The organism is Telmatobacter bradus (assembly GCF_048629425.1).
Lineage (GTDB): Bacteria > Acidobacteriota > Terriglobia > Terriglobales > Acidobacteriaceae > Telmatobacter > Telmatobacter bradus.
In genome coordinates, this window is record NZ_CP184532.1 from 3,340,125 (window position 1) to 3,351,472 (window position 11,348).

8 protein-coding genes are annotated in these 11,348 nt (G+C 57.5%); 1 reads left to right on the forward strand and 7 read right to left on the reverse strand.

The genetic code is table 11. The annotated features are described in order from the left end of the window. Nucleotides 1-327 precede the first annotated feature (327 nt). The 4 genes from ACOBR2_RS13755 to dacB form a co-directional block, all read right to left on the reverse strand. Entirely contained in the window at nucleotides 328-1,623 is a 1,296-nt protein-coding gene (locus ACOBR2_RS13755; protein WP_420236688.1) for a class II aldolase/adducin family protein, read from the reverse strand. A 274-nt stretch (nucleotides 1,624-1,897) separates the two neighbouring features. Next, nucleotides 1,898-3,046, reverse strand: coding sequence for an iron-containing alcohol dehydrogenase (locus ACOBR2_RS13760; RefSeq protein WP_420236689.1), 1,149 nt, complete (start codon nucleotides 3,044-3,046; stop codon nucleotides 1,898-1,900). Nucleotides 3,047-3,142: 96 nt separating this feature from the next. Further along, nucleotides 3,143-4,396, reverse strand: coding sequence for an L-rhamnose isomerase (locus tag ACOBR2_RS13765; protein ID WP_420236690.1), 1,254 nt, complete (start codon nucleotides 4,394-4,396; stop codon nucleotides 3,143-3,145). 834 nt (nucleotides 4,397-5,230) lie between these two features. Beyond that, nucleotides 5,231-6,829: a D-alanyl-D-alanine carboxypeptidase/D-alanyl-D-alanine endopeptidase gene (dacB, locus tag ACOBR2_RS13770; protein ID WP_420236691.1), complete on the reverse strand. Its 1,599-nt coding sequence runs from the start codon at nucleotides 6,827-6,829 to the stop codon at nucleotides 5,231-5,233. A gap of 54 nt (nucleotides 6,830-6,883) precedes the next feature. Between dacB and folP the strand changes: the two genes are divergently transcribed. Beyond that, complete coding sequence (gene folP / locus ACOBR2_RS13775) at nucleotides 6,884-7,795, forward strand: dihydropteroate synthase (RefSeq protein WP_420236692.1); 912 nt, start codon at nucleotides 6,884-6,886, stop codon at nucleotides 7,793-7,795. Nucleotides 7,796-7,936: 141 nt separating this feature from the next. On the opposite strand, the gene ACOBR2_RS13780 is transcribed toward folP, so the two are convergent. From ACOBR2_RS13780 to ACOBR2_RS13790, 3 genes are all read right to left on the reverse strand, one after another. Further along, the gene (locus ACOBR2_RS13780; protein WP_420236693.1) at nucleotides 7,937-9,457 is read right to left on the reverse strand and encodes a methyl-accepting chemotaxis protein; all 1,521 of its coding nucleotides are present in this window, start codon (nucleotides 9,455-9,457) and stop codon (nucleotides 7,937-7,939) included. 121 nt (nucleotides 9,458-9,578) lie between these two features. After that, a complete protein-coding gene (locus ACOBR2_RS13785) occupies nucleotides 9,579-10,001 on the reverse strand; it encodes a hypothetical protein (RefSeq protein WP_420236694.1) in 423 nt (140 codons plus the stop codon). 21 nt (nucleotides 10,002-10,022) lie between these two features. Beyond that, nucleotides 10,023-11,177 (reverse strand): hypothetical protein, encoded by a 1,155-nt coding sequence (locus ACOBR2_RS13790; RefSeq protein WP_420236695.1) that lies wholly within the window; start codon nucleotides 11,175-11,177, stop codon nucleotides 10,023-10,025. Nucleotides 11,178-11,348 lie beyond the last annotated feature (171 nt).

Consider the following 11,348-nt stretch of genomic DNA (forward strand, 5'->3'; position numbering starts at 1 on the left):
AGTCAGAAATTCCAACTTCAACCGTCATCACCAGGTGAATCTTTCAGGATGAAATCCACAGGTTAATCTTTTATTTGGCAGTCATATATATGGGATACCGTACATCCAATCGGCAACATTTTGCAAAGACCGGCGAGAGGGGTGGTTTCAAAACAGGACGCTATAGTTTCACTGTGGGACTATATAAATAATTCCCCGTTCCGGAAAAAATTCACCCCTTTTCCATGCCGTTTACCAAAGCCTTAGAAACGCTCTCCGCAGACAAAGAAAGCCCGCAGGACGTCAGCCGGAAAGGAGACGTCCTGCGGGCACGGACTTGCTTGAAAACTATATCCCGAAGAAAACCCGGTCCAGATCGCGGGTGATCTGGTCGTCGAGCGGCTGCAGGGTACCGATGCCCTTGGAGTTGATGATGGCCTCGGCAGTAGCCTCCAGGACTTCCAGACGATCAAAGGCCTGCAGGGGATCCTTGCCGGTGGCCAGCACGCCATCGTTTTCGAGCACCAGCGCCGGGCGGGTGGTGGAAAGCATGTCGGCTAGTTCATGACCGTCGCCGAACTGCTTGCCGTAGTCCACCCAGCCCACGTTGCGAATCACCACGTAGCTTTCGGGAATGGTGCGGCTGTCGAGCTTGTTGCCGGAGACGCTGAAAGCAGAAGCGTTGACCGGATAAGCATTGACGACCGAACCGATCTCGGGGTGCTTGTCGTAAATGGCCTTGTGGTTCATGAGGCCACGGCTGGGAGTTTTACCGGCCTCGATGCGGCCATGCGAGACGAGCACGAAGTCCTGCGGCTCGATGGTGCTGCGATCCACGCGGGTAGGCGTGATGAGGAAGGTGTCCTTGTCGAGGCGGGCCGAGTAGCTGCCCTGCGTGCTGATGAACAGGCGCTGGCGATAGGCGCGGCGCACGAACTCCGTCAGCTGGCCACGCAGTTCGTTCTCCCGGCTGGAAGGATACTGGGGTGTAAAGCTCTCAAAGCTGGCGGGACGGCGGGCTTCATCGGAGAGTTCTGCATCGGTGAGGTAGTGAATGTTACCGCCCAGCAGCTTGGCCTTGATGATGATTTTGGCAGTGAACTCCAGAGTCTCAAAGCAGCGGAAGGCGTCCAGGAAGGTCTTACCGACGGTGACGACGCCATGGTTTTCGAGGATTACAGCGCTATAGCCCTTGGCAAAACCCTCGGCCACACGTGCGCCCAGTTCGGCGCTGCCGGGAATCTCATAGGGGATAAAGCCGGCCTCACCGCAGGTGCGATGCGACTGATGGAAGAGGCGGGTGTTGGGCACCTGATGCACCAGGCTGAAGGCTACCAGCGCGGTAGGATGCGCATGGACGACGCCGCCCAGCTCGGGGCGCAGGGCGCGAATCTGCTGGTGGATGGGCAGCTCGGAGCTGGGGCGGTGAATGCCCTGCACTTCTCCCTCAGGGGTGACGCAGATAATGTCGGCGCGGCGCAGCGAGCCCTTGTCGATGCCTGCCGGAGTGATCCAGACGTTGCCGTTCGGTTCCTGAATGGAGAGGTTGCCGCCGCTGGTGGTGGTCATCCGGTAGCGGTAGATGCGTTCCATACCGCGCAGAATTTCGTCCTTGGGATGCAGATAGTTTTCCGGCTTAAACATAAAACCCCTTTTCAGCTTTCAGGCTTACACAGGCTCCACGGCCTGTAAAGCGGAGTAAAGCGCATACGCACGCCCGAAGAGCGCGCCACGGCGCAGATTGGATCAAAAGATCGGAATGAAACTTGTACAGCAAACTTGAGTGCGGCCAAAGCTCCGGAGCACAAACCGCATGGTTTCGTCGGTCTGCCTTGGTGGTTTCCCAGGTCCCAGAAGCGGGACCTGGGGCACCCAGCTTTGTTTTTGTGCCGGTGCGGTTCATGTGCTGCTCTTCTGCCTAGACCGCTTCGTTATAGAGGGCGCGAACCACGTCGGCATCGATCTTGCGCGGATTGCCGGGCGTGCAAGGGTCGTTGATGGCGGGCTGAATCCAGGCCTCGATATCGCTCTTCTTCACGCCCAGCTCGCCCAGGCTGGCGGGAATGCCGACGCGCTTGGAGAGCTTGCGGATAGCGTCGATGGCAGCCAGCGAAGCCTGCTCCGTCGTCATGCCTTCGATGTTGACGCCCATGGCCTCGGCAATGCGGGCAAAGCGTTCGATGGCGGCGGGGCGGTTGTAGTTCTCCACCACCGGCAGCAGGATGGCGTTGCAGACGCCGTGGGGCAGATTGTGCGTTGCGCCCGGCTGATGGGCGAGCGAATGCACCGCGCCCAGTCCAGCGCTGTTGAAGGCCATGCCGGCCAGAAAGGAACCGTGAGCCATCATGGTGCGGGCTTCCAGATTCGAGCCATCGTCGTAGGCTGCGGGCAGCCACTTGCTGATGACGCGGATGGATTCGAGCGCAGAGTGGTCAGTAACCGTATGCGCGCCCACGCTGACGTAGCCTTCGATGGCGTGGGTCAGAGCATCCATGCCGGTGGCAGCGGTGGTTCCCTTGGGCATTGATTTGAGCGCCGCCGGATCATTAACGGCAATGTCGGGAATGGATGCGTGGGTGATGATGACCATCTTCACGTGGCGGTTGGTATCGGTAATAACCGCGTTCGAAGTCACTTCCGCCGCCGTACCACTGGTAGTGGCAATGGCCACCAGCATTGCGCCCTTGCGCAGCTCGTGGTGCACACCTTCATAGGCCTGGATGGGACCGGGATTGGCCGAGAGCAAACGCACAGCCTTGGCCGTATCGATTACGCTGCCGCCGCCCAGAGCAATCAGGGCGTCGGGCTTGGCTGCGATAAATGCGCCAAAGGCCTTTTCCACCGTGGCAACGGTCGGGTTCGGCTCAATAGCCGAGAAGACTGCAAATGCGATTCCATTCGCAGAGAGAGATTCCTTCACCAGCCGGGCCGCATCAAGCTTGACCAGGATCTCGTCGGTAAGCAGAAGCACGGAACGCACGCCCTGCTGTGCGATGGTCTTGACGGCATCGGAGATGGCTCCCTCTCCACTGAGACTGATCTGAGGAAGCGCAAGAGTAAACGACATGAGAACGCCTTTCTTTGCAAATAAGACTGAAGCAGATCCGTGCATCTTGTAAATGAAGAAAAAGGCGGAGAGAGCCAGGCTCCCTCCGCCGGTAGGCTAGGCGCGCTTGCTTGCGACTTCCGCCTCGTAGGCGCGAACCTTGTCGAACCACTCGATGCCCGTAGGCACATTGCGGCTCTCGCAGTAGTGCTGCCAGACAGCGGTCCAAGGCAAGCTCTTGAGCTCTTCACTCCAGGCCAGACGCGCCGAGAAGTCGAACTTCTCCTGGAACTCAGCCAGCTTCTGCTGCGGAGCAAGCAGAGCGCGCAGCAGTGCCTTGCGCATATTGCGGGAGCCCACGGTCCAGGCCGCGATGCGGTTGATGCTGGCATCGAAGAAGTCCAGGCCGATGTTGATGCGGTGGACGCCGCAACGAATGATCTCATCGGCAATGGTCTGGGTGGGATCGTCGAGCAGCACAACATGGTCGCTATCCCAGCGGACGGGGCGCGAAACGTGCAGCAGAATCTCGTCGCCAAAGCAGAAGGCGGTGGAGATTTTGTCGCCCACGTTCTCGGTGGGATGGAAGTGGCCGGCGTCGAGCGTGAGCAGCACCTTGCGGGTGGCCGCATAGGCCGCATAAAACTCGTTGGAGCCGACGGTGTAGCTTTCGGCACCGATGCCGAAGAGCTTACCTTCAACAGCAACCTTGTGGTGCGTGCCATTGGTGCCCGCCAGAATGGCGTCGAGCGACTCAATCAGACGCTTGCGCGGGGTCAGGCGGTCAGCAGGCTCATCCTTCAGTCCATCGGGAACCCAGACGTTCATCACTGCGGGCGTGCCCAGTTCCTTGCCGAAGTATTCGCTGATCTTGCGGCTGCCAATGCAGTGATCCACCCAGAACTTGCGGATGCTGGCATTGGGGTGCGAGAGCGTGAGGCCGTCGGCACTGTTGGGATGCGAGAAGCAGGTCGGGTTGTAGTCCAGACCGAGATCATGCTTCTTGGCCCACTCCACCCAGGTGGCAAAATGCTTGGGCTCAATATCCTCGCGCGCCACGGCTTCCTTCGCGTCCAGATAGATGGCGTGCAGGTTGACGCGCTTCTTTCCGGGAATCAGCGAGAGAGCCAGTTCAAGGTCAGCGCGCAGCTCCTGCGGAGTGCGGGCGCGCCCGGGGTAGTTGCCACTGGTCTGAATGCCACCGGTAAGAGCACCGGCGCCGGATTCAAAGCCGATGACGTCATCGCCCTGCCAACACTGAATCGAGATGGGAATTGCATCGAGCGCTGTGAGGACCTTTTCGGTGTCAACGCCGATCGCGGCATATTGCTCGCGGGCAATTTCGTAGACCTGGTTTATTTTCTGCGACATGTTTCAACTCCAGAGAGCCGTTGCAAAGAAGGAAGGTTGAAGGTCAACGCCCGGACAACAAGCATCCAGGCGCGGGAGTACGCCAGTTTTTTGATTGCAGCAATGTAAGGGAAAGAAATCCGCGCTCACGGAGCGGCCATGCCCCGCATGCAGCAGAAAGAGGGACAGCCGTGCTCGATACAAGCCTGCTTGCAGATTGCAGCCAGCTTGCCAGCACGAAAACCTGCGGGAAAAATTCTTCGGAAGGCAGCGAAAACGGGCGCAATCCACGTGCGTCAGCTTTGGCCACCGTATTTGTAAAATCTCGCTCATCGAGCGGCGTCCTGAATTCCCAAGCCAGCTTTTCCGTCCCCCAGGCACAACACCGGCTGAAAGCCTCTAGAAGGACTTTCACAGAAGATAGCCAGGGACGTGGAACACTGGCACAAACTAGTAGTACCACAAAAAGTTCCGGAGATTAAAAAAAATCTCTATTGTAACCAGAGGTCAAAATACGTCCTGTTTTCCTGGATTTCTGTCTTGGCCATACGTGAGGATCAGACTCATTTTGAGTGATTTGAAAATACATTACCGGGTATACATTCTGTCTACATCTTCAAGATTCAAACGATATATTTCCGCCCGAATTCCGCCTTCCGGGCCAGAAATTCTTAGAGAAAAGAGGGTTTGCAGGCATTGGAAGAAAAGAATTCACATCGGAAAGGGATCGGGCGCATCCGCATTCCGGAACAGCCGGAAGACTATAGCAGCTCTCCAATGGCTGTACACCGAAGCCTCTGCAGCGGAGTGGCTTTTTCCTCAAGAAAAGGCCACTCGAAGAAGGACTGGAAAGGGTTATTCTGCTGCGGCAATGGCCTCAACGATGCGATCCAAGGCTTCCACTTCCGCATTGCTGCCGGGCCGGTGGTTATTCACAAGAATGGAAAAGGCCAGCCGCTGGCCGCTTGCCGCATCCAGATAGCCTGAGAGCGCATTGTTCTCGCTGTGGGTTCCGGTCTTGGCCCAGAGCCTGCCCTTGAGGAAGGATGTGCGGAAGCGCTCGTTGAGCGTGCCATCCATACCAGCGACGGGCAAACTTGCGCGCCAGTCTTCGCCCCAGGGCTGTCGGGCGGCATAGACGAGCAGACGGGTAAGGGCACGGGGTGCAACGCGATCATTGTAGCTCATGCCCGAGCCGTCGCAGAGGTAGAAATCCTGATCGTCAACGCCCGCGCTCAGAAGGAACTGACGCACCACGCGTGTGCCTTCGGCCAAGCTTCCCTCGCCCGCAATGAGCTTGCCAAGCAGGCGCAGGGTAAGCTCAGCATGCAGATTCTGACTAACCTTGTTGGTCACCACCAGATCCTCAGCCACGGGCGGCGAAAAACGGCTGGCAAGCACGTTGCGGCCTTCCAGCGGAGCCTCAATCAGTGGAACAGCAGAAGGCGCGAGTGGAAGCGGCTGGGCGCGCTCTTCATCAAAGCTCTGCGTGGCCATGGGCAGCTGATGATGAACCCTGGGCGCGCCGTGTACGACAATGCCACGACTGCGCAGCGCTTCAACAAAAGCAGCAGCGGTAAAGGCCGCCGCATCCTGGACGGCGATCTTGCCGTGATAGCCCTCCGGGGCGATGGTTCCCCAGGAACGTACTTCCAGAGAGCCCGGTGCACGATCCAGGCCAGGATGCGCTGACTCACCACCGACGGCGAGCGTGGCCGTATTGCTGAGCGTGTAATAGCTGACGGCTGGAATCCATGCGCCCACTGTTGCGCCAGGATTGGCCCTGTCGGCATTCAGCGTAAGAACGACCGTATTGTCATTGAAGGTGAGCGCGGAGATGGGCGCGCCATAGCTCCAGTCCAAATCATCCCAGGCCCAGCCACTGCCGTAGGGCTGATCGACGTAGAAGCTGTCGTCACCTACGATGTTGCCGTCCACCTCACGCAGACCTGCGGCGGCCAGTTGGTCGGCAAGCTGCTCCAGAGGCAGCATCGCATCGGGTTTGGGTTCGGCAGAAGAAGATTTGGCTAGAACAGCAACGGCAGCCGCTGAACGGTAGGGATAGGGCCGCGCGCTGAGGGTGGGGTCGCCTACGCCCAGCAGCACCAGATCGCCATGCAGCATGCCGTGGCTATCGATGCGCGCCGAGCTGACCACGTCGGTCTTCCAGCGCAATGTATCGACTGGAAGAAGCGCAAAGGCTGCGGCGGTGGTGATCATCTTGTTGTTGGAAGCCGGAGTCATGAGCTTGTCGTCATTGCGCGCATAGAGGGTCGTTCCATCAAGTGCCACCACGCTGATGCCCCAACTGACATGCTGCAACGCGGGCTCGGCAAGGATCGCCTGAATGCGGTCGGCGAGCGGCGCGTGCTGTTGCACAGGCTGTTGCGCGGTTGCGACCATGGGAATCGCACCGGCCAAGAATGCACTCCAAACACAGAAGAAAAACTTCATGGTCGGAGTGTAGCAGGAGCGGAATCGGAAACGGCGTAGGATAAAAACTGACCGATGAAAACTACCGCGAGAGCAAAGAAAATTTGGAAGCTGAAGGGGCGCACGCTGGCACTCGGTGAGCAGACACTGGTGTGCGCCATCGTCAACATCACGCCCGACTCCTTCTCCGACGGAGGAGCTTTTTTCTGCCCTGAAGCAGCGGTGGCCAGAGCCATCCATGCGCTCGACGAGGGCGCGGACCTTCTGGATCTGGGCGCGGAAAGCACACGGCCAAGCTCCCATGCCGGCGGCGCTGAACCGCTGGTCAGCAGTGACACAGAACAGGCGCGGCTGCTGCCGGTGGTGGAAGGCATTCTGAAGGAAAGACCGGACGCCGTTCTGTCCATCGACACCTACAAGGCCAGCACGGCGCGGGCGGCACTGGCGGCGGGCGCGGCCGTCGTCAATGACGTAAGCGGCCTCTTCTGGGATCCTTCTCTTGGATCTGTGGCCGCACAGGCTGGCGCTGGAATGATTCTCACCCATACGCGCGGCCTGCCCGACGCATGGGCTACGCTACCGTCGCTTGCGCCCGAAGCAATGCTGCTGGAAGTGCACACGGGCCTGCAGGCAAGCCTGAAAAAAGCCATGGACGCGGGCATTGCGCCGGAAGCCATCGTGCTGGACCCCGGCTACGGTTTTGGTAAACGCAACGAAGAGAATTTTGCGTTGCTGGCGCGGCAAGATGAGCTGCTGCAGTTAGGCTTTCCCTTGCTGGCGGGCTTAAGCCGCAAATCCTGCCTGGGCCATGCGCTGGCTCCGTTGTTTGGCGGTAGCACACCAACCCCAGCAGAACGGGAGCATGCCAGCATTGCCGCGCTGGTAGCGGCGATTCTGCACGGATCCGCGCTTGTGCGTGTGCATGCGGTGCGCCCTGCCGTGGAAGCGGCGTGCATCGCCGATGCGATACTAAACGCCACGCACTAAAACTTTGCACCGCTCCATGCAGCCTAAAGCGATTCTCCAATTGCTGCCCACCGAACCCCATACAGCAGAGGGTTGCTTTTTCCTCAAGAAAAAGAAACCCTCTGCAATACAGACAAGAGCTACACCTATTGGAGAACCGCTCTAAGGTCGGTTGCTCACCTTGAACTCACCCACCAGGTTGGTCATTTCATTCGCCAGCCGGGAGAGTTCCTGACAGGCTTCGACAGCCTGCTGCGAACTCGTATGGGTCTGCTGAATAAGAGAAGCAATCTCCTGCACACTACCGCTGACCAACGCTGTTGAGTTGGACTGCTCACCCGCCGCATTGGCGATCTGTGTCACCATTTTCTGCACGGATTCGGAACCTTGAATGATGCTGGTCAGCGCGTTTCCTGCCGATTTCGCTGACTGCACGCCGTCTTCTACATGGCTCATACTGGCTCGCATCGCATCGACGGCTTCCTGCGTTCCTACCTGAATGGCGCGCACGGTCGCGTCAATTTCCTTGGTCGCCGAACTGGTGCGTTCCGCCAAACGACGCACTTCCCCGGCAACTACGGCAAAGCCCCGGCCATGTTCTCCGGCGCGCGCCGCCTCAATGGATGCATTCAAGGCCAGCAGGTTGGTCTGCGCCGCAATTTCATTGATCACGTTAATGATCTTGCCAATTGCGTCGCTCGAACGTCCAAGCTCCTCGATCTTTTCCGATGTCTCATGATTGGAGTGGAGCAGATCGCTGATGGTGCGCACCGTCGACTGAACAGTATCACCACCCGATTTAGCGCTCTCTTCCGCCCTGCGAGCATCTTGAGCCGCGTTCTGGGTGGTATGACTGATCTCCTGCACCACGGACGACATTTCATCCATGGTAGCGGTAATACGCGCAGCCTGATGCTCCTGCAGTGCCGCGTGTTCGGCCGTAGTCTGCGCGGAGTGCTCCAGTTCGACAGCAGCCGTACCCAGGGTCTGAGCATGTCTCATCACTTCGCCGATAATCTTTTCAATCCGCTCAATGAAGACATTGAACCAGGTTCCGACTTCGTCGATTTCGTTGCGTCCGTTAACGGTGATTCTGCGCGTCAAGTCAGCATCGCCCTCAGCGATGTCGCGCATATAACCGGCCAGCGCAGCAAGAGGAAGAACAACTTTGTTCTGCACCACCCACCAGGCAAGAACAACGGCAAACAGAGCAAAGATCGACATGACGAACCCGGCCAAACGGCTGCGCACCGACCATGCATCCACATGATCCAGTTGCTTCTGGAAATGGGAGGAAATAGCCTTGCTGAAATCCGTCATCGCGTCGGTCAGCGTCTTGTTGTCTTTCCCCAGTTCGCCCACTTTGGCCATCAGGTCATCACTGGGTCCGCCGCTGGCCGAAAGAATCGCGGCATAGGTGTCGTGGTCCCGCGAACGGATCGAAGTGAAGCTGGCAAAAATATCCTCTGCCTGCTTGTGTAGTTCAGGATCGTCTTTCAGAGAGTTGACCACCTCTGTCAGAGCATCCTGCGTCCCCTGAGCTTCCTTCTCTCCACCGCTCAGGGAGGCCTGATCCTGCAGCACGACGGCATCGCCATACCGTTTCTTCATGCGCTCAAAAGAGGCTTCGGCCGCCTGCATCTGCAACGCCGCCGGGTAGAGCGAGGTTGAAATCTCGGACATACCCTTGTGCGTTGCCGACGCAGACACCCATACCGCAAGAAGCAACAGCAGATAACCACCGACCAGTACTCCAAGGATGCTAAGAATTCTGGCTTTGATGCTGATATTTCCCATCATCGTTTCACCTGACTGCAAGGACTTTTACCCCTTCGTGCTGAGTTGCTTTGCCGACGTATCCAATCGCACCGGAAGTGTGGGATACATACTCCACAACCGCAGCTTCGCTATCGAGGCTTTTGGGCATGGAGGCCTGACCGGAAAAGACCAGGCTGCGCCAAGCTGCTCGAAAAGTGGAATCAGGCTTACCAATGTAGGCCTGTAGAAACTCCTCGTGGACGCTTCCGCCCTTGAGCAGAATCGGAACCACATGACCACCATCGGGCAGCGTGTTCGCCGACCCAGAAAAGATGTCGCGAAGATCGCTCTTCTTAATATCACTGGCTTTCACGCTCGGGTTGGCAATAATAACAACCTGCGCGCTGAGGCTCCTGGAAAGAAGCAGCGCCAATGCCATGAACAATAGAACGGCTACATTTTTTTTCATGGTGTTCCTCCTTTCCACTCCTTAAAAGTCGACGCCGATTTTGAAAATCGTCATGCGGGTTGTGGTTTTCACATTCGTATTGTCCACGGTCAGATAGCCCATATTCGTTCCATCCATCCAATGTTGCTCTGCCTTGAGATACAGAAACTGCGAAAAGTCATAGCGGCCGGAAAGTGCCCAGTCCTTCTGGTAGCGAGCCGGACTGAGTGCGGCTTTGCGGTTGATGAGGCTGCTAAAGTACGTGCCGCCAGTCAGTTTACCGGTCAGCTTGTAACTCGCCATTCCGTACCACTCACGATTGTCGATGACGTTGTGCTGTACTCCCGAAGGTCCGGTGGTAAACACTGACTTGTGATCCGCTGGAACGCGGCTGTATTCTGCGCCAACCATCACCTTATTGTGTTCGTATTTGCCGAAGAAAAACGGAATCTTGAACGGCGCATCGATATTGTTGCCCACAAAACCCGCAGCAGGAATCTCAACCTCTCCGGTAAGATCTTCGCGATCCCATGCAACTCCGGCCATCAGACCGTCAACCGGCATGTGCCAGCGCAGCGTTCCGCCAGAGGTGGGACCAGAAAGGCCATTCGGGTATTCCGCACCACTTTCGATGATGGGAACAAAGAAACCATCATTCGAGGGAAGGACTCGTTCGCCCGCGTAAAGCTGGTATTCCAGCTTGCCAGCCTTCTGGCCCAAGCGCAGGTTGCCATAGGCTACAACGCCATAGTGCGCCAGAATCGAAGTGCGGCTGGTAATGGGGTAGGCCGACTGCGGAAGCAGACTCCACAGGAATGCAGGATCGATGTCCTGAATGTCATTCATCAAACCATTCGGAGTTTTGACCTTGCCAAATCGTAACCCCAGTTTCTCGTTCTCCTTGTAGTCGCCCGAGGCCCAGTCCAAGGTGATTTGGTTGCCGAAGTTTCCCATGATGAAGTAGCGCATTTGCGCACCCACACGGAGCTTCGGGTCGGGCTGAGCAGTGACGTTGAAGACGACTTCTGTCCACGCCGGACTGCCCTCGCTGGTTTCCATTGAATTCCAGTTGTTGTTGGTCGTATAGACCATCCCTTGCGTAGCATAGCCATGTATCTGAATATTCAAATCATCCAGACTTTGTGCCGCCAAAGGCAGCGAGGCCATTGCCAGTACCGCGACCAAAAAACGCTTCATGCCGAACCTCCGAGGAAGCAGAGAATATACCTGTGGTTCTGCCCGGGCCGCATTCAGCGGTCCACCCTCTGAATCGGCCATGTCTTAAGAGAAATCAATAAAATCGCGTCCTTCTTCACGAGGTAGTCCCCTTCCGGTTTCGTTATGAAACAAGAAGGGAAATTCCTTCCG

Coding starts and splice junctions, on each gene's coding strand:
- ACOBR2_RS13780 (WP_420236693.1), bottom strand. CDS start 9,457: ATGTCCGAGATTTCAACCTCGCTCTACCCGGCGGCGTTGCAGATGCAG.
- folP (WP_420236692.1), top strand. CDS start 6,884: ATGAAAACTACCGCGAGAGCAAAGAAAATTTGGAAGCTGAAGGGGCGC.
- dacB (WP_420236691.1), bottom strand. CDS start 6,829: ATGAAGTTTTTCTTCTGTGTTTGGAGTGCATTCTTGGCCGGTGCGATT.
- ACOBR2_RS13760 (WP_420236689.1), bottom strand. CDS start 3,046: ATGTCGTTTACTCTTGCGCTTCCTCAGATCAGTCTCAGTGGAGAGGGA.
- ACOBR2_RS13765 (WP_420236690.1), bottom strand. CDS start 4,396: ATGTCGCAGAAAATAAACCAGGTCTACGAAATTGCCCGCGAGCAATAT.
- ACOBR2_RS13755 (WP_420236688.1), bottom strand. CDS start 1,623: ATGTTTAAGCCGGAAAACTATCTGCATCCCAAGGACGAAATTCTGCGC.
- ACOBR2_RS13785 (WP_420236694.1), bottom strand. CDS start 10,001: ATGAAAAAAAATGTAGCCGTTCTATTGTTCATGGCATTGGCGCTGCTT.
- ACOBR2_RS13790 (WP_420236695.1), bottom strand. CDS start 11,177: ATGAAGCGTTTTTTGGTCGCGGTACTGGCAATGGCCTCGCTGCCTTTG.